Source organism: Actinoplanes sp. NPDC051388 (assembly GCF_055586225.1).
Window position 1 is genome coordinate 561,747 of the sequence record NZ_JBVJIP010000001.1, and the last position, 16,558, is coordinate 578,304.

The following is a 16,558-nucleotide window of genomic DNA, read 5'->3' on the forward strand; positions in this document are numbered from 1 at the left end:
GGTTGGGATCGGGACGGCGAAAAGGCCGAACCGAACCTCGCTGGGAGGACGGTCGCCCGGTTGGGATCGGGACGGCTCAGGGCCGAACCGAACTCAGACGGGAGGACGGCCACCCCGGACGGGATCGGAACGGCTGAGGTCGTGCCGGACTCGGGCAGGGGAACGGTCTCCCAGGCAGGATCGGGACGGCTGAGGGCCGAGCCGAACTCCAGCGGGAGGGCGGGTCACCCCCGGACCGACTCGGAACGGCTCACGCCGGACCGAGCTCGAGCGGAAGAACGCCCCCACCCGGCGGAAGAACTGCCAGCGATGGCAGGACCTCCAAGCCCACCCGCCCCGGAACTGTGCATGGGGAGCGCACCGCCCGCGGGCGGCGGCGCTGGCGAAGGGAGACGCGGCGATGACCGCCCTGGATTGGGTGCTGGTGGTGGCGATCGTCGTTCTCGCCGCGTTCGTGGTGGGCGGGCTGGTTCTCGGCGCGCGGGCGCTGCGCCAGATCCAGAGCACCAAGATCGAGGCCAAGGACCGCCAGGATCAGGTGGACGACGCCAAGGCCAAGGCCGCCTCCGTCCGGGCCGAAGCCGCCGCCGCCAAGGCCGAAGCCAATGCCGCCCGCGCCGAGGCCCGCCGCGTGCTGGAAGCGGCCCACGAGGAGGCCGACACCATCCTCGAGCACGCCCACCGCCAGGCCGAGACCGACGCCGAGCAGGCCCGCACCGCCGCCCGCCGCAGCGGCGAACGCGAGGTGGCCCTGCTCAACGCCACCGCGAAGGAGCATGCGGCCGAGGTCGAGCGCCGCGCCGGCCGGATCGACGAGCGGGAGCGCCTGCACGCCGAGGAGGTCGAGCGCCTGGTCGAGCGGGAGCGCCGGCTGGCCGCGATGGACGCCGACCTGGCCGCCCGCGAGTCCGCGCTCTCCGGCCGCGAGGCCGAGCTGACCGCCGCGGACCAGGAGCGGCGCAAGGAGCTCGAACGGATCGCCGGGCTGACCGCCGAGGTCGCCCGCGGTGAGCTGATCGACAGCATCGAGGCGCAGGCCAAGCGGGAGGCCGCCATTCTGGTGCGGGACATCGAGGGCGACGCCAAGCGCACCGCCGACACCCGCGCCCGGCACATCGTGGTCGACGCCATCCAGCGGATCGCCAGCGAGCAGACCGCCGAGTCCGTGGTCAGCGTCCTGCATCTGCCCAGCGACGAGATGAAGGGCCGGATCATCGGCCGCGAGGGCCGCAACATCCGGGCGTTCGAGTCGACCACCGGGGTCAACCTGATCATCGACGACACCCCGGAGGCCGTGCTTCTCTCCTGCTTCGATCCGGTACGCCGCGAGGTCGGCCGCCTGACTCTGGAGAAGCTGGTCCTCGACGGCCGCATCCACCCGCACCGCATCGAAGAGGTCTTCGACACCGCGAAGAACGAGGTGGAGCGACTGTGCGACCGGGCCGCCGAGGAGGCGCTGGTCGACGTCGGCATCACCGACATTCACCCCGAGCTCGCCACCCTGCTGGGCCGGTTGCGTTACCGCACGAGCTATGGCCAGAACGTGCTCAAGCACCTGGTGGAGACCGCGCACATCGCCGGCATCATGGCCGCCGAGCTGGGCCTGGACGTGCCGACCATGAAGCGGTCCGCGTTCCTGCACGACATCGGCAAGGCGCTCACCCACGAGGTGGAGGGCAGCCACGCGCTGATCGGCGCCGACCTGGCCCGCAAATACGGGGAGTCCGAGGACGTCGTGCACGCGATCGAGGCGCACCACAACGAGGTGCCCCCGCAGACCATCGAGGCCGTCCTCACCCAGGCCGCCGACGCCTGTTCCGGCGGGCGGCCGGGCGCTCGCCGGGAGAGCCTCGAGGCCTATGTGAAGAGGCTGGAGCGGATCGAGGAGATCGCGGCCGGCAAGGTCGGCGTGGAAAAGGTGTTCGCGATGCAGGCCGGCCGCGAGATCCGGGTCATGGTGCGCCCGGATGACATCGATGACATCGGCGCGGCCGTGCTGGCGCGCGACGTCGCGAAGCAGATCGAGGAGGAGCTGACCTATCCGGGCCAGATCCGCGTCACGGTCGTGCGCGAGTCGCGGGTCACGGAGCTGGCACGGTAGTCGCGAGGGCGGCCGGCGGCGCGGTGTCCGCTGGGAGCCCCCGCGTCTTGCGGCCGCGAGCGAGCCGGCGCTGGGCGTAGCCGGCCAGCTTCGACAGGCCGTAGTTGATCAGGATGTAGATCGCGCCGACCACGATGTACATCTGGATCTGGTTGTCCAGCAGCTGCACGATCTGCGTGGTGATCCGCAGGACCTCTTCGTAGCCGATGATGAAGCCCAGCGAGGTGTCCTTCAGCACCACCACCAGCTGACTGATCAGGGCCGGCAGCATGATCCGGAGGGCTTGCGGCAGCAGGATCATCCGGATCGTCTGGCCGGGGCTGAGGCCCACCGCTTCGGCCGCCTCGCGCTGGCCCGGTGGCAGGCCCTCCATGCCCGAGCGCAGGATCTCGGCGATCACCACCGAGTTGTAGAGCACCAGGCCGAGCACCAGGTACCACAGCAGGTTGCCCAGGTCGACGCCCAGCGAGGGCAGGCCGAGCCAGACGAAGACGATCGTGATGACCACCGGCAGCCCGCGGAAGATCTCGACGAAGATCCGGCTCAGCCAGTCGAGCCCGACCATCAGCGTGCGCAGCAGCATGGCCACCGGCGCGGAGAAGCCCACGAACTTGCGCTCGCTGGTCGTGCGCAACCAGACCCGAGCGATGCCCAGCAGGGTGCCGACGACCAGGGAGCAGACCACGGCCAGCGCCGCGGCGATCAGGGTGGCCTGGAAGCCGTCCCAGATGCGGGCCCACAGTGCGCTGAAGTTCTCGTCGGAGGGGTCGATCAGCGCGCCCCACTTTTCCATCGTGAACTCGCCGCGCTTGTCCAGCGGCTTGTAGACGAACTGGTAGGCGCCGCCAAGGATCAGCAGGCCGACCACGATGCTGCTGATGATCGTGATCAGCCGGGCGCGGGGGCCGGGCGCGTCGTAGAGCGTGCTCTGACTCAACGTGCCACCGCCCGGCGCTTCTCGACGCGGTCCAGGAGGATGCCGAGTGGCACGGTCATGATGAGGAAGCCGATCGAGATGCCGATCATCACCGGGATGGTCGGTTCGCCCTGAACGGTGATCAGTTCGTACCCGGAATTGGAGAGGTCTCCCACCACGCCGAAGAAGCCGGCCAGGGCGGAGTTTTTGATCATCGCGATGATCACGCTGCCGAGCGGCACGATGGCCGACTTCCACGCCTGCGGAAGCACCACGAAGCGAAGATTTTGACTGAAGGTCAGGCCGATCGCGCGGGCCGCCTCGGCCTGGCCGGCCGGCACCGCGTTGATGCCGGAGCGCAGCGCCTCGCAGACGAACGCGCCGGTGTAGAGGCTGAGCGCGATGATCGCGAAGCGGAAGTACGGCAGGTCGATGCCGAGCCGCGTGAAGATCTGGTCGAGGCCGGGGATGCGCAGGAAGGCGGCGTTGGAGCCGAGCGCCGGCAACCCGAACGCGGAGAAGAAGAAGACGATGGTCAGTGGCACGTTCCGGAACACCGTCACATATGCCGTGCCGACCGCCCGCAGCGGTGGCACCGGGGAGATCCGGAACACCGCGATCAGGGTGCCGATCAGCAGCGCCCCGATGGCGGCGAGGAAGCAGAGCTGCAGGGTGAGCCAGAACCCACCGGCGAAGACGTCGAAGTTGTCGACCACGGCACTCATGTCGCCGCCTTATGGATTCTGGTCACCCTGCCGCTCACCTATGTCCTAGTAACGGTCGATGGTCGGGGTCTTGAGCGTCGACGTGTCGAACTTGCCGGCCGTCTCGTCCCAGGCCTTCTTGTACGAGCCGTCCTGGAAGGACTTCTCCAGCATGTCGTTGATGAACGTGCGGAAGTCGTTGTCGCCCTTCTTCAGGCCGATGCCGTACGGCTCCTCGGTGAACGGCTCACCGGCGAGCTTGAACGCGCCCTCGTTGGTCGAGATGAAGCCGCTCAGGATGACGTTGTCGGTGGTGACCGCGTCGACCTGACCGCCCTTCAGGGCGTCCACGCACTTGGTGTAGATGTCGAACAGCACCAGCTGCTTGGCCTTGTCACCGAGGTACTTCTCGATGTTGGTGGCCGGCGTCGAGTTGGTGACCGAGCAGACCTTCTTGGTGCCGTCCTTGAACGAGTCCGGCCCGGTGATCGAGCTGTCGTCGGCCTTGACCAGGATCGACTGACCGGCCAGGTAGTAGGGACCGGCGAAGTCGATGACGGCCTTGCGCTTGTCGTTGATCGTGTAGGTCGCCACCACGATGTCGACCTTGTCCTGCTGGATGACCTGCTCACGGACGGTCGACGGGGACTCCGTGTACTCGATCTTGTCCTCGGGGATGTCGAGCGCCTTGGCGACCAGCTTGGCGACCTCGACGTCGAAGCCCTCGGGCTTGCCGCTGAGGCCCTTGAGGCCGAAGCCGGGCTGGTCGAACTTGGTGCCGACGCGGAGCTTCTGTGCCTTGTTCAGCTTCTCCATGGTCGAGCCGGCGGCGAAGCTGGTGCTGCCGGAGCCGCCGCCCTCGCTGTCGTCTCCGCCACAGGCGGCCATGGTCAGCGCGAGGGCGGCGGCCCCCAGCGCTGCGACAATTCGGGTACTGCGCATCGTTACGCTCCTCGGTGGTGATGCAATGAAGGCACCCCTGGTGCCTCCGACATGGACACTCAGTGCGTCAAGATCTTGGACAGGAAATCCTTCGCCCGCTCTGACTTCGGATTCGCGAAGAACTCGGACGGTTCAGCTTCCTCGACCAGTTGCCCGTCGGCCATGAAGACCACCCGGTTGGCGGCGTGCCGCGCGAAACCCATCTCATGGGTGACCACGACCATGGTCATGCCTTCGCGGGCCAGCGACGTCATCACGTCGAGCACCTCGCCGACCATCTCCGGGTCGAGCGCGCTGGTCGGCTCGTCGAAGAGCAGGGCCTTGGGCTGCATGGCCAGCGCGCGGGCGATGGCCACCCGCTGCTGCTGGCCGCCGGAGAGCTGGGCCGGATATTTCTCCGCCTGGCTGGCGATGCCGACGCGGTCCAGCAGGCTCATCGCGCGTTCGCGGACGGCGGCGGTCTTCTCGCGGCGGACCTTCAGCGGGCCGAGCATCACGTTCTGCAGGATGGTCTTGTGCGCGAACAGGTTGAACGACTGGAAGACCATGCCGACCTCGCTGCGCAGCTTGGCGAGGCCCTTGCCCTCGGCGGGCAGCAGCCGCCCGTCGAACGTGATGGTGCCGGAGTTGATCGGCTCGAGCCGGTTGATCGCGCGGCACAGCGTCGACTTGCCGGAACCCGACGGTCCGATCACGACGACGACCTCACCGCGCTGCACGCTGAGATCGACGTCCTGCAACACGTGCAGGGGGCCGAACCACTTGTTGACCTTGTCAAGGACGATGAGAGCCTCGTCAACCACCGTTGGTCCACCGTCCTGTACGTCGGTTCACTCGGATGGGGCCACTCTAGGGGGGCCGTTGTATCGGATAGCGCCGAGAATGGTCACGGAGCGGTAACACAGGGACATGCAGGCCGGAGGGGATGTCCACGATGAGTGGTATGGCGGACGGTGACCAGGCAGGCGGCATCTGGAACTGGTCTGCCGCCGGACGGATCGACGAGCCAAGGGTCCGGTCTGTGCTCTCTGATGTTCTCGGCCGGCCGGTGACCGGAATGTTCGAGAACACCGCCGATCATGCTCTGCTCTGCGACGTGTTCTATGTCGGTGGCGAGTTCCCGACAGTGATCGACACCTACCTCGCGCCCGGCGGCGAGACCGAGACCGAGATCGCCAGCGCCGTCTCGGTCCGGCTGGGCGCGGCGGTCCTGCTCCCCGACGACACTCTCAATCCCACGCGGTACGTGCTGGCCGAGCCCGACGGGACGCTGCGGGCCGTGCATGCCGACGAGATCGAGACCGACGACGGTACGGAGCGCCGGCACGTGCGCCCGTGCACCGGCAGTGACCCGGCATGTGCGGTGGCTCCGGAGCGCCACGCCGCTTGACCACCGGATACCCTGGACAACTGTCATGACTGGTAACCCACGCACCTACGACGTGCGCACGTACGGCTGTCAGATGAACGTGCACGACAGCGAACGCATCTCCGGGCTGATGGAGGACGCGGGCTACGTGCGTGCCGCCGACGCGGACGCGGCCGACATCGTGGTGTTCAACACCTGCGCGGTCCGGGAAAACGCGGACAACCGGCTCTACGGCAACCTGGGTCACCTGCGCCCGCGCAAGGTGAAGAACCCGGAGATGCAGATCGCGGTCGGCGGCTGCCTGGCGCAGAAGGACCGCGGCGAGATCGTCAAGAAGGCGCCGTGGGTCGACGTCGTCTTCGGCACACACAACATCGGCTCGCTGCCCGCGCTGCTCGAGCGCGCCCGGCACAACGCGGCCGCCGAGGTGGAGATCCTCGAGTCGCTCGAGGTGTTCCCGTCCACCCTGCCGACCCGGCGCGAGTCGACCTACGCCGGCTGGGTGTCGATCTCGGTGGGCTGCAACAACACCTGCACGTTCTGCATCGTGCCGGCGCTGCGCGGCAAGGAGAAGGACCGCCGCCCGGGCGAGATCCTGGCTGAGATCGAGGCGCTCACCGCCGAGGGCGTGCTCGAGGTGACGCTGCTCGGGCAAAACGTGAACTCCTACGGCGTCGAGTTCGGCGACCGGCTGGCGTTCGGCAAGCTGCTGCGTTCCTGCGGCGGCATCGAGGGCCTCGAGCGGGTGCGGTTCACCAGCCCGCATCCCAAGGACTTCACCGACGACGTGATCGCCGCGATGGCCGAGACGCCGAACGTGTGCCCGTCGCTGCACATGCCCCTGCAGTCCGGCTCCGACGCGGTGCTCAAGGCCATGCGCCGCAGTTACCGCCAGGAGAAATACCTGGGCATCATCGACAAGGTCCGGGCCGCGATGCCGGACGCGGCGATCACCACCGACATCATCGTGGGCTTCCCCGGCGAGACCGGCGACGACTTCGAGCGCACCCTCGACGTGGTCCGGCAGGCGCGGTTCTCCAGCGCCTTCACGTTCCAATACTCGAAGCGGCCCGGCACCCCGGCCGAGTCGATGGACCTGCAGGTGCCCAAGGCGGTCGTGCAGGAGCGTTACGAGCGGCTGATCGCCCTGCTCGAGGAGACCACCTGGGCGGAGAACAAGGCCCAGGTGGGGCGCAAGGTCGAGGTGCTGGTCGCGGTGGGCGAGGGCCGCAAGGACGAGCGTACGGGCCGGCTGAGCGGCCGCGCGCGCGACGGCCGGCTGGTGCACTTCGCGGTCGGCGACATCGCGCCCCGGCCCGGTGACATCGTCGAGACCGTGATCACCTACGCCGCCCCGCACCACCTGAACGCCGACGGCCTCCCGCTGAGCCACCGCCGCACCCGGGCGGGCGATGCCTGGGAGGCGGGCCGCACCCCGAAGATGCCCGGCGTCAACCTGGGCCTGCCCACCCTCGGCGTCCCGGCCCCACTGCCGGCCGCCACCGGAGGCTGCGCCGTCTAAAGAAATGTGCGTACTTGTGGATGGTGCGATCCGATGCTGGGCTGGTGCCCATGACGACACCCACCCTGTACGAGTGGGCCGGCGGCACCGAGGCGTTCGTGCGGCTGACCGAGTCCTTCTACGCCAAGGTCACGAAGGACGACCTGCTCGGCCCGCTGTTCGAGCGGATGGATCCGGAGCACGCGAGATATGTGGCGATCTGGCTGGCCGAGGTCTTCGGCGGCCCGCCGGCCTACACCGAGGAGCACGGCGGCTACCCCCGCATGGTCGCCAAGCACATCGGGATGGCGATCACCGAGCCGCAGCGCCGCCGCTGGGTCAACCTGATCCAGGACGCGGCCGACGCGGCCGGGCTGCCCGACGACCCGGAGTTCCGGGCCGCCTTCCTCGGCTACATCGAGTGGGGCACGCGCCTCGCGAAGCAGAACTCCCAGCCGGGCGCCGACGTGTTCCGCAACGCGCCGGTCCCGCACTGGGGCTGGGGCGTGGCGCCGCCCTATCTCGGCTGACGCCGGCCCGACCTCCGGCCCGGAAGCGCGCAACGGCCCGGACCACCTGCGGTCCGGGCCGTGACTGACGGGACGCTGCTGTGCGCGTAATCAAAAGGTCTTAGTTTGCCTGTTCGGCCAGGGACAGGAACTGACGCTTGGACGCCAGCGCCTGCTCGGCCTCCTTGATGCGCTTGTTGTCGCCGGCCGCCTGGGCCCGCGCCAGCCGCTGCTCGGCCTCCGCGACCTGCTCACGCATCTGCTGGAGAAGCGGGTTGTCCTGCGGGGCGGTCTTGCGCCACGCGGAGTCCATGGCCACCCGGATGCGCTCCTCGGCGGCCCGCCAGCGACGGTCCAGCCCGGCCGACGCCTCGCGCGGCACCCGGCCCGCGTCGTGCCAGGCGGCCTGCGCGTCGCGCATCTTGTTCTGCGCACCGCGCGGGTCGGCATCCACGTCCAGCGCCTCGACCTCGGCCAGGATCGCCTGCTTGCGGTCGAGATTGTCCTTGTATTCCGCGTCGCGGGCGGAGAAGACCTCACTGCGCTTGGTGAAGAACGAGTCCTGCGCGGCCCGGAAGCGTTCCCAGAGACGCTGCTCGGCCTCCTTGGCGGCGCGCGGCGCGGCCTTCCACTCGTTCATCAGCTCCTTGAGCCGGGCCGCGGTCGGGCCCCACTCCGTGGAGTCGGCGAGCGTCTCGGCCTCGGTGACCAGGTCCTCCTTGGCCTGCTGCGCCTGCTTGCGCTGGCCGTCGAGGGTGGCGAAGTGCGCGCCGCGGCGGCGGGTGAAGCCGTCTCGCGCGGCCGCGAACCGCTTCCACAGCTCACCGTCGGTCTTCTTGTCGACGCCGCGGATGGTCTTCCACTCGTCGAGGATCTCCTTGAGCCGGTCGCCGGCCGACTTCCAGCCGGTGGACTCGGCGGCGATCTTCTCCGCCTCCTCGACCAGCGCGGTCTTGCGGGCGATGGCCTCGCCGCGGGCCGCCTCGCGGGCCACCCGGGCCTCGCCGGCCTTCTCGTCGGCGACCCCGGCGAGCCGGTCGAGCCGGGTCGCGAGACCGTCGATGTCACCCACCACGTGTGCCTCGTCGAGGGTGGCGCGCAGCCGCTTGACGCTGGTCAGCGAATGGGAGGCGTCGGCCGCGCCGGACTTGAGCCGGGCCTCGATCAGGTCGACCTCGGTGACCAGATCGGCGAACCGCCGGGCGAAGTGGGCGAGGCCCTCCTCGGGCGTGCCGGCCTGCCATGAACCGACCACTCGGTCGCCCTCGGCGGTCTTGACGTAGACCGTGCCGTCGGCGTCGACGCGCCCGAAGGTTGTCCAGTCGTTCATCAGCCCATCCTCGTTCTCCCGGCCGCCGGAGCCGCTCCGCTCTCGGCCACCGCCATAGCGCAGTGGGGAATGCCACACACCACTAGGCATTCTTTCTCGCGCATTGTCACAGGTCCAACCCGGTTACGACCAAGTGCCCGCCGATGACCGTGACCATACGGTGTCCTACCGTTGCTCCGTGCCGAACCACCCCCATCCCCGGGTGATCGCCGTCGTCGGTCCGACCGCCGCCGGCAAATCGGCCCTGAGCATGGCGCTTGCCCGCGAGCTGGGCGGCGAGGTGGTGAACGCGGACTCGATGCAGCTCTATCGCGGGATGGACATCGGCACCGCGAAGGTGACCGCCGCCGAGCGGGCCGCCGTGCCGCACCACGTGCTCGACATCTGGGACGTGTCCTATCCCGCGAACGTGGCCGAATATCAGGAGGCGGCGCGCGCCGCGGTGTCGGACATTGCCCGTCGCGGGCTGGTTCCGCTGCTGGTCGGCGGTTCGGGCCTCTATGTCCGCGCGGTGCTGGAGGACTTCGAGTTCCCGGGCACCGACCCGGCGATCCGGGCCCGGCTCGAGGACGAGTTGGCCGGCGGAGTCCCGCTGTTCGAGCGGTTGCGGGGTCTCGACCCGGTCGCCGCCGCCAAGATCCTGCCCAGCAACGGGCGTCGGGTGGTGCGCGCGCTCGAGGTGATCGAGCTGACCGGGCGGCCGTTCACGGCGTCGCTGCCGTCGCCGACCCCGTTCTTCGATTCCGTGCAGATCGGACTCGACCTGGACATCTCGGTCCTGGACTCGCGGGTGGCGGCGCGGGTCGACCGGATGTGGGCGGACGGTCTGCTGGACGAGGTTTCCGCCCTGCCGGGCCTTCGACAGGGACGGACCGCTTCGCGTGCACTCGGCTATCAACAGGCGCTCGCCCAGCTCGACGGCCTGATGACGGATGAAGAAGCGCGCGCCGAGACGACCCGCGCGACCCGGCGCTTCATTCGCCGGCAACGCTCCTGGTTCCGACGCGATCCACGGATCACCTGGTTGGATGCGGCGTCGCCCACACTGTTGGCGGACGCGCTGGCGCTTACGGGATGATGGGCCCGTGTTGTTCACTGAGCAGGCCCGCGGCGGAAAAGCCCAGATGAAATTCGTCAAGGGCCACGGCACCGGCAACGATTTCGTGATCCTGCCGGATCCCGACGGCGCCCTGGATCTCACGCCCGACCTGGTCGCCGCGCTCTGCGACCGCCATCGGGGCATCGGCGCCGACGGCGTGCTCCGCGTCGTGCGCAGCGCCAAGCATCCCGAAGCCGCCGGGTTCGCCGCCGACGCCGAGTGGTTCATGGACTACTGGAACGGCGACGGTTCCGCCGCCGAGATGTGCGGCAACGGCGTCCGCGTCTTCACCCGCTACCTGCTCTCGTCCGGCCTGGTCGCGGAGCCGCCGACCGGCGGCCTGCCGATCGCGACGCGAGCCGGGGTGGTGCTCGCGGTGGTCGAGGCGGAGTCCATCTCGGTGCGCATGAAAACCCCTCGGGTGTACGCGGCGAGCACCGCCACCACCGGCCACCTGACCCGTCCCGGGGTGGCCGTGGACTGCGGCAACCCGCACCTGGTCTGCTCGCTCTCCACCCCGCTCGAATCGCTCGACCTGCACGTGCCGCCCGGCCACGACGAGGCGCTGTTCCCCGATGGGGTGAATGTCGAGTTCGTCGCACCGGTGGGTGACCTGCACGTCCGGATGCGGGTGCACGAGCGCGGCTCCGGCGAGACGCTCTCCTGCGGGTCCGGCGCGCTCGCGGTCGGCGCCGTGGTGCTGCGCGACGCCGGCCTGACCTCCGGCGTGGTCACCATCGACCTGCCGGGTGGCCGGCTCACGGTGACCGTCACGCCCGAGGGGGAGTGGTGGCTGGCCGGGCCCGCGGTGCTGGTGGCTTTGGGCGAGGTCACGCTCTGATGGCGTTGCAGCGAGTCGCGCACCGCGGTTATTCGGCGGTGGCGCCGGAGAACACGATGCCCGCTGTGGCCGCCGCGGTGCTCGGCGGCGCCACCTATGTGGAGTTCGACGTGCGGACCACGGCCGACGGGGTGCCGGTGGTGATCCACGACCGCACGGTGGACCGCACGACCGACGGCTCCGGCAAGGTCTGGGACCTCACGGTCGACGAGATCCGGGCGCTGGACGCCGGTTCGTGGTTCTCGCCGGCCTATGCCGGGGTCCGCGTCCCCCTGCTCAGCGAGGTCCTCGACGTCTGTGCGGACACCGATCTGCTGCTCGAGATCAAGCCGCCGGCCGACCTCGAGCAGGTGCGCCGGATCCTGGACATGGCCGGCGACCTGCTCGACCACACCATCGTGCAGAGCTTCGACCCCGAGGTGCTGCGGCTGGTCCGCGAGGTCGCGCCGGACGTGCGCCGCGGGCTGTTGCGGCTGCGCTTCGAGGCGGACACCGTGCCCCTCGCCAAGGAACTCGGCGTGGCCTGCTGCAACCCGTCGGTCAAGGACGTGCTGGGCGACGCCGAGACGGTGGCCGAGCTGATCGACGCCGGCATCGACGTGATGCCGTGGACCGCAAATGACATCGACCAGTGGCCGGCCCTGGTCGAAGCCGGCGTAGCCGGCCTCATCACCGATCGGGCCGGCGAACTCACCGGCTGGACTTCTTCCTAGAACGTCTCCTCGGGGGCGTCGTCCACGTCGGCCGCGGCCGCGTTGGCCGGGGCCGGAGTGCCCTTGACCACCGCACGGATCGCGGCCGCCACCGCCGGGGTCACGCGGGCGTCGAAGACGCTCGGCACGATCACCGTCGGGTTCAGCTTGTCCTCGCCCACCACGTCCGCGATCGCGCGGGCCGCGGCCAGCGCCATCTCCTCGGTGAATTCGTGCGCGGCGGCGTCGAGCATGCCGCGGAAGACGCCCGGGAAGGCGAGCACGTTGTTGATCTGGTTGGGCTGGTCGGAGCGGCCGGTCGCGACCACCGCGGCGTGCTGGCGGGCCTCCCGCGGGTCCACCTCGGGGTCGGGGTTGGCCAGCGCGAACACGATCGACTTGTCCGCCATCTTGGCGATGTCGGCGCCGGTGAGCAGATTGGGCGCCGAGACGCCGATGAACACGTCCGCGCCCACGATCGCGCCGGCCAGGTCACCCTGGTAGCCCTGCTTGTTGGTGTTCTCGGCCAGCCACTGCCAGGTCGGGTTCATGTCGGCCAGGCCCCGGTGCAGGGCGCCCTGCCGGTCGGTGGCGATGATGTCGCCCACGCCCTGGCGCAGCAGCAGCTTCATGATCGCCGTGCCGGCCGCACCGGCCCCGGAGACCACGACCTTCACGTCCGCCATGTTCTTGCCGACCACCCGCAGCGCGTTGGTCAGCGCGGCCAGCACGCAGATCGCGGTGCCGTGCTGGTCATCATGGAAGACCGGGATGTCCAGCAGCTCACGCAGCCGCGCCTCGATCTCGAAGCACCGCGGCGCCGCGATGTCCTCCAGGTTGATGCCGCCGTAGGCCGGCGCGATCGCCCGCACGATGTTCACGATCTCGTCGGTGTCCTGGGTGTCCAGCACCACCGGCCAGGCGTCCACCCCGCCGAACCGCTTGAACAGCGCGGCCTTCCCCTCCATCACCGGCATCGCCGCGGCCGGCCCGATGTTGCCCAGCCCGAGCACCGCCGAGCCGTCACTGACCACCGCGACCGTGTTGCGCTTGATGGTCAGCCGGCGCGCGTCCGCCGGGTTCTCCGCGATCGCCATGCAGACCCGGGCCACCCCGGGCGTGTATGCCCGGCTCAACTCGTCCCGGTTGCGCAGCGCGACCTTGGAGTTGACCTCGATCTTGCCGCCCAGGTGCAGCAGGAAGGTGCGGTCGGAGACCTTGCGGACGTCCACGCCGTCCTGCTCCTCCAGCTGCTTGACCACCTGGTCGGCGTGGCCGGAGTCGGCGGTGTCACAGGTGAGGTCGACGAGGACGCGAGTCGAGTCGGAGTCCACCACGTCGAGTGCCGTCACGATCGCGCCGGCCTCGCCGACACAGGTGGTGAGGCGGCCGATGGACGAGGCGTCGGCCGTCACGGCTATGCGGATCGTGATCGAGAATCCTGCGCTGGGCAGGCGGGTGGTCACCACGGTGGTCCCTCCGTCGTTGGCGGGTGTGTATCCGCATTCTTGCGCGTTCGGAATAGCGGAATCCATCGCGGTGGTTACTGATGAGTCAGACACTCTGCGACAACGCCCGGCACGGTTAAGTGGATGCGCCTCTTCCCCCGGCGTGCCACGATCGGTGCCGAGGAGGTCACCTTTTGCGTACCGAGCTACAAGAACCCGAAGTCACCACCGGTGAGCTGGAGCTGGAGGAGCGCAACTCGCTGCGGCGCGTTGCCGGTCTCTCCACCGAGCTCACCGACATCACCGAGGTCGAATACCGCCAGTTGCGGCTGGAGCGGGTCGTCCTGGTCGGCGTGTGGACCGAGGGCAGCGTCGCCGAGGCGGAAAACTCGCTGACCGAGCTCGCCCTCCTCGCCGAGACCGCCGGATCCGAGGTCCTCGAGGGCCTCATCCAGCGCCGCGGCCGCCCCGACCCGGCCACCTTCATCGGCCGGGGCAAGGTCGACGAGATGCGCGACGTGGTCCTGTCCACCGGCGCCGACACCATCATCTGCGACGGCGAGCTCTCGCCCTCGCAGCTGCGCAACCTCGAGCAGCAGACCAAGGTCAAGGTGGTCGACCGCACCGCCCTGATCCTGGACATCTTCGCCCAGCACGCGAAGAGCAAAGAGGGTAAGGCGCAGGTCGAGCTGGCCCAGCTGCAATACCTGCTGCCGCGTCTGCGCGGCTGGGGTGAGTCGCTGTCGCGTCAGTCCGGCGGTTCCGGCCGCGGTGGCGGCGCGGGCGGCGGCGTGGGCCTGCGCGGTCCCGGCGAGACCAAGCTCGAGACCGACCGCCGCCGGATCAACACCCGCATCGCCAAACTGCGGAGAGAAATCAAGGCGATGCGTACGGTGCGGCAGACCAAGCGCTCCCGTCGCACCCGCAACGGTGTGCCCGCGGTGGCCATCGCGGGTTACACGAACGCGGGCAAGTCCAGCCTGCTCAACCGCCTGACCCAGGCCGGCGTGCTGGTCGAGGACGCGCTGTTCGCCACCCTCGACCCGACCACCCGCCGGGCCGCCGCCGAGGACGGCCGCGTCTACACGCTGTCCGACACGGTGGGCTTCGTCCGGCACCTCCCGCACCACATCGTCGAGGCGTTCCGCTCGACGCTCGAGGAGGTGGCGTTCGCCGACCTGGTGCTCCACGTCGTCGACGGCGCGCACCCCGACCCGGAGGGTCAGGTCAGCGCGGTCCGCGAGGTGCTCGCCGAGGTGGGCGCCGACAAGCTGCCCGAGCTGCTGGTGATCAACAAGGTCGACGCCGCCGACGAGGAGACGCTGCTGCGCCTCAAGCGCACGTGGCCGGACGCGGTGTTCGTCTCGGCGAAATCCGGGCTCGGCATCGACGAGCTGCGGCACGCGATCGAGACGCACCTGCCACGCCCGGCGGTCGAGATGCGGGTGCTGTTGCCCTACGACCGCGGTGACCTGGTCGCCCGGATCCACCGCGGCGGACAGGTGCTCACCACCCGGCACACCGAGGAGGGCACGGAGCTGCAGGTGCGGGTCGACGAGCGGCTGGGCGCCGAGCTGAGTTCCTTCACCATGTGATCGATGTCGTTCATCGGGCGTCTGACCTCAGGTGATCCACACGTAACACCGACACGCGACGCCGCATGCGACACTGATCGGATGCGGCGTCTCGTGGTGTCGGTCCTCCTCGCCTCCGGGCTCGTGTTGATCGGCGCCGGCACCGCCTTCGCGGAGGAAGCGCCGACCGGCGCGCCCGCCAAGGCCCAGGCCGGCAAGAAGGTTTGCAAGGTCACCGATGAGCGGCTCGACGAGCTCTCCGGCCTGGTGGCCACCGATGACGGCTTCATCGTGATCAACGACAGCACCCTGTCGCAGAACCGCAAGCGGGTGTTCTTCCTCGACGACAAGTGCAAGGTCCAGGACACCCAGACCTACAGCGGATCGGGTCCCCGCGACACCGAGGACATGCTGCTCTCGCCGGACGGCAAGACGCTCTGGATCGCCGACATCGGCGACAACGAGAAGACCCGCGAGACGATCGCGGTCTGGTCGATGCCGGTCGACGGGTCGGCGAAGCCGGTGATCTATCGGATGACCTACCCGGACGGCAGTCACGACGCCGAGGCGCTGCTGCTCAGCGGTGACGGCTCCCCGATCATCGTGACCAAGGAGGTCGGCCGTCCCGCCGGGCTCTACACGCCGACGGCAAAGCTGAAGAAGAACAGCGACACCGGCGTGCCGCTGAAGAAGGCGGGTGAGGTCACCCCGCCGCCGAGCGACACCCAGGGCAACACGATCGCCCGGCTGGGCCGTGGCACCGTCGACGGCGGCGCGGTCACCAAGGGCGCCACCAAGGTCGTGCTGCGCACCTATACCGATGCGCTCGAGTGGGACGTGACCGGCGGTGACGTGCTCGCCGCGCTCAAGGGCGCGCCGCGGGTCACGCCGCTGCCCGACGAGCAGCAGGGCGAGGCGATCGCCTACAGCCCGGACGGCAAGCTCTTCTACACGGTCTCGGACATGCAGGGCAACACCGAGGACGCCGACAACTACATCCTGCGATACACGCCGGTGACCACCGTGGCGACGACCAAGGCCGCGGCCGGCGACACCGGCGACAAGTCCGAGGGCGGCGGCCTCTCCTGGTTCGACAACCTCAGCATCAACGACATCACCTACCTGGTGGGCGGCGTCGGCGTGCTCGGCGCGATCCTGGTCGGCTTCGGCATCTTCGGCATCCGGCGGGCCCGCAAGCGTCCGGCCCTGGAGCCGGCGATGAAGGGCGGCGTCGACGGCGGTCCGCTGCCGGCCGACGCCGAGACCGAGCTGATGACGGTCGGCGGCGCGGCTGCGGGGCGTGGTGTCTACGGCGGCGGTGCGAAACCCGCGGCCGGTGGGCCGGGTGTTTACGGCGGCGCCAAGCCGGCCGCGGCCGGCCCGGGTGTCTATGGCGGAAATCGTGCGCCGGCAGGTGCCGGCGCGGGCCGCCCGCAGGGCGGTGGCGGTCGTCCCCCGGGTGGGGGGGGGGGGGGGGGGGGGGGGGGGGGAGGAGAGGAAGGGAACAGAGAAAGAGGCAGGAGGGGGAGTGG

Annotated in this window: 15 protein-coding genes; 9 read left to right on the forward strand and 6 right to left on the reverse strand. The window is 69.7% G+C overall.

Going from position 1 to position 16,558, the window contains the following annotated elements; genetic code table 11:
• Window positions 1–400 precede the first annotated feature (400 nt).
• Entirely contained in the window at window positions 401–2,101 is a 1,701-nt protein-coding gene (rny, locus tag ACZ6TI_RS02655) for a ribonuclease Y (protein ID WP_465343221.1), read from the forward strand.
• Here the strand turns inward: rny and ACZ6TI_RS02660 are convergent.
• The 4 genes from ACZ6TI_RS02660 to ACZ6TI_RS02675 are packed head-to-tail and all read right to left on the reverse strand — an operon-like array spanning window position 2,082 to window position 5,466.
• The gene (locus ACZ6TI_RS02660) at window positions 2,082–3,038 is read right to left on the reverse strand and encodes an amino acid ABC transporter permease (protein ID WP_465343222.1); all 957 of its coding nucleotides are present in this window, start codon (window positions 3,036–3,038) and stop codon (window positions 2,082–2,084) included. The two genes, rny and ACZ6TI_RS02660, sit on opposite strands and share 20 nt — an antisense overlap.
• Window positions 3,035–3,742 (reverse strand): amino acid ABC transporter permease, encoded by a 708-nt coding sequence (locus ACZ6TI_RS02665; protein ID WP_465343223.1) that lies wholly within the window; start codon window positions 3,740–3,742, stop codon window positions 3,035–3,037. Before ACZ6TI_RS02665 ends, ACZ6TI_RS02660 begins: the two co-directional genes overlap by 4 nt.
• 45 nt (window positions 3,743–3,787) lie before the next feature.
• Window positions 3,788–4,663, reverse strand: coding sequence for a glutamate ABC transporter substrate-binding protein (locus ACZ6TI_RS02670; protein WP_465343224.1), 876 nt, complete (start codon window positions 4,661–4,663; stop codon window positions 3,788–3,790).
• A 59-nt stretch (window positions 4,664–4,722) separates the two neighbouring features.
• Window positions 4,723–5,466, reverse strand: a complete 744-nt coding sequence (locus ACZ6TI_RS02675) for an amino acid ABC transporter ATP-binding protein (RefSeq protein WP_465343225.1) — start codon at window positions 5,464–5,466, stop codon at window positions 4,723–4,725.
• Window positions 5,467–5,684: 218 nt separating this feature from the next.
• Here ACZ6TI_RS02675 and ACZ6TI_RS02680 point away from each other — a divergent pair, with 218 nt between their 5' ends.
• Genes ACZ6TI_RS02680 through ACZ6TI_RS02690 form a run of 3 tightly spaced genes read left to right on the forward strand, consistent with a single transcriptional unit; the run spans window position 5,685 to window position 8,063 of the window.
• Window positions 5,685–6,053 (forward strand): hypothetical protein, encoded by a 369-nt coding sequence (locus ACZ6TI_RS02680; RefSeq protein ID WP_465343226.1) that lies wholly within the window; start codon window positions 5,685–5,687, stop codon window positions 6,051–6,053.
• A gap of 25 nt (window positions 6,054–6,078) precedes the next feature.
• Window positions 6,079–7,554 carry a tRNA (N6-isopentenyl adenosine(37)-C2)-methylthiotransferase MiaB gene (gene miaB, locus ACZ6TI_RS02685; RefSeq protein ID WP_465343227.1) on the forward strand — a complete coding sequence of 492 codons (1,476 nt, stop codon included), beginning with the start codon at window positions 6,079–6,081 and terminating at the stop codon, window positions 7,552–7,554.
• Window positions 7,555–7,604: 50 nt separating this feature from the next.
• Window positions 7,605–8,063 carry a group II truncated hemoglobin gene (locus ACZ6TI_RS02690; protein WP_465343228.1) on the forward strand — a complete coding sequence of 153 codons (459 nt, stop codon included), beginning with the start codon at window positions 7,605–7,607 and terminating at the stop codon, window positions 8,061–8,063.
• A gap of 100 nt (window positions 8,064–8,163) precedes the next feature.
• Here the strand turns inward: ACZ6TI_RS02690 and ACZ6TI_RS02695 are convergent, their stop codons facing one another.
• Window positions 8,164–9,372 carry a DUF349 domain-containing protein gene (locus tag ACZ6TI_RS02695; protein WP_465343229.1) on the reverse strand — a complete coding sequence of 403 codons (1,209 nt, stop codon included), beginning with the start codon at window positions 9,370–9,372 and terminating at the stop codon, window positions 8,164–8,166.
• Between the two features lie 178 nt (window positions 9,373–9,550).
• Here ACZ6TI_RS02695 and miaA point away from each other — a divergent pair, with 178 nt between their 5' ends.
• From miaA to ACZ6TI_RS02710, 3 genes are read left to right on the forward strand one after another with little or no spacing between them, the layout of a single operon-like run.
• Window positions 9,551–10,450, forward strand: coding sequence for a tRNA (adenosine(37)-N6)-dimethylallyltransferase MiaA (gene miaA, locus ACZ6TI_RS02700; RefSeq protein ID WP_465343230.1), 900 nt, complete (start codon window positions 9,551–9,553; stop codon window positions 10,448–10,450).
• Window positions 10,451–10,496: 46 nt separating this feature from the next.
• Window positions 10,497–11,312 carry a diaminopimelate epimerase gene (dapF, locus tag ACZ6TI_RS02705; protein ID WP_465343530.1) on the forward strand — a complete coding sequence of 272 codons (816 nt, stop codon included), beginning with the start codon at window positions 10,497–10,499 and terminating at the stop codon, window positions 11,310–11,312.
• Window positions 11,312–12,025, forward strand: a complete 714-nt coding sequence (locus tag ACZ6TI_RS02710) for a glycerophosphodiester phosphodiesterase (RefSeq protein ID WP_465343231.1) — start codon at window positions 11,312–11,314, stop codon at window positions 12,023–12,025. The genes dapF and ACZ6TI_RS02710 overlap by 1 nt, the downstream gene beginning before the upstream one ends.
• Here ACZ6TI_RS02710 and ACZ6TI_RS02715 read toward each other — a convergent pair.
• Complete coding sequence (locus ACZ6TI_RS02715) at window positions 12,022–13,473, reverse strand: NAD-dependent malic enzyme (protein WP_465343232.1); 1,452 nt, start codon at window positions 13,471–13,473, stop codon at window positions 12,022–12,024. The genes ACZ6TI_RS02710 and ACZ6TI_RS02715 overlap by 4 nt on opposite strands.
• 173 nt (window positions 13,474–13,646) lie before the next feature.
• Here ACZ6TI_RS02715 and hflX point away from each other — a divergent pair, with 173 nt between their 5' ends.
• A complete protein-coding gene (gene hflX, locus ACZ6TI_RS02720; RefSeq protein ID WP_465343233.1) occupies window positions 13,647–15,047 on the forward strand; it encodes a GTPase HflX in 1,401 nt (466 codons plus the stop codon).
• Between the two features lie 81 nt (window positions 15,048–15,128).
• Window positions 15,129–16,558: hypothetical protein (locus ACZ6TI_RS02725; RefSeq protein ID WP_465343234.1), on the forward strand; the 1,430-nt coding region annotated here is incomplete at its 3' end.

What these genes read in the sequence shown, in the direction of transcription:
- rny (WP_465343221.1), top strand. Translation starts at nt 401, where the DNA reads ATGACCGCCCTGGATTGGGTGCTGGTGGTGGCGATCGTCGTTCTCGCC.
- ACZ6TI_RS02665 (WP_465343223.1), bottom strand. Translation starts at nt 3,742, where the DNA reads ATGAGTGCCGTGGTCGACAACTTCGACGTCTTCGCCGGTGGGTTCTGG.
- ACZ6TI_RS02670 (WP_465343224.1), bottom strand. Translation starts at nt 4,663, where the DNA reads ATGCGCAGTACCCGAATTGTCGCAGCGCTGGGGGCCGCCGCCCTCGCG.
- miaB (WP_465343227.1), top strand. Translation starts at nt 6,079, where the DNA reads ATGACTGGTAACCCACGCACCTACGACGTGCGCACGTACGGCTGTCAG.
- ACZ6TI_RS02690 (WP_465343228.1), top strand. Translation starts at nt 7,605, where the DNA reads ATGACGACACCCACCCTGTACGAGTGGGCCGGCGGCACCGAGGCGTTC.
- ACZ6TI_RS02695 (WP_465343229.1), bottom strand. Translation starts at nt 9,372, where the DNA reads ATGAACGACTGGACAACCTTCGGGCGCGTCGACGCCGACGGCACGGTC.
- dapF (WP_465343530.1), top strand. Translation starts at nt 10,497, where the DNA reads ATGAAATTCGTCAAGGGCCACGGCACCGGCAACGATTTCGTGATCCTG.
- ACZ6TI_RS02710 (WP_465343231.1), top strand. Translation starts at nt 11,312, where the DNA reads ATGGCGTTGCAGCGAGTCGCGCACCGCGGTTATTCGGCGGTGGCGCCG.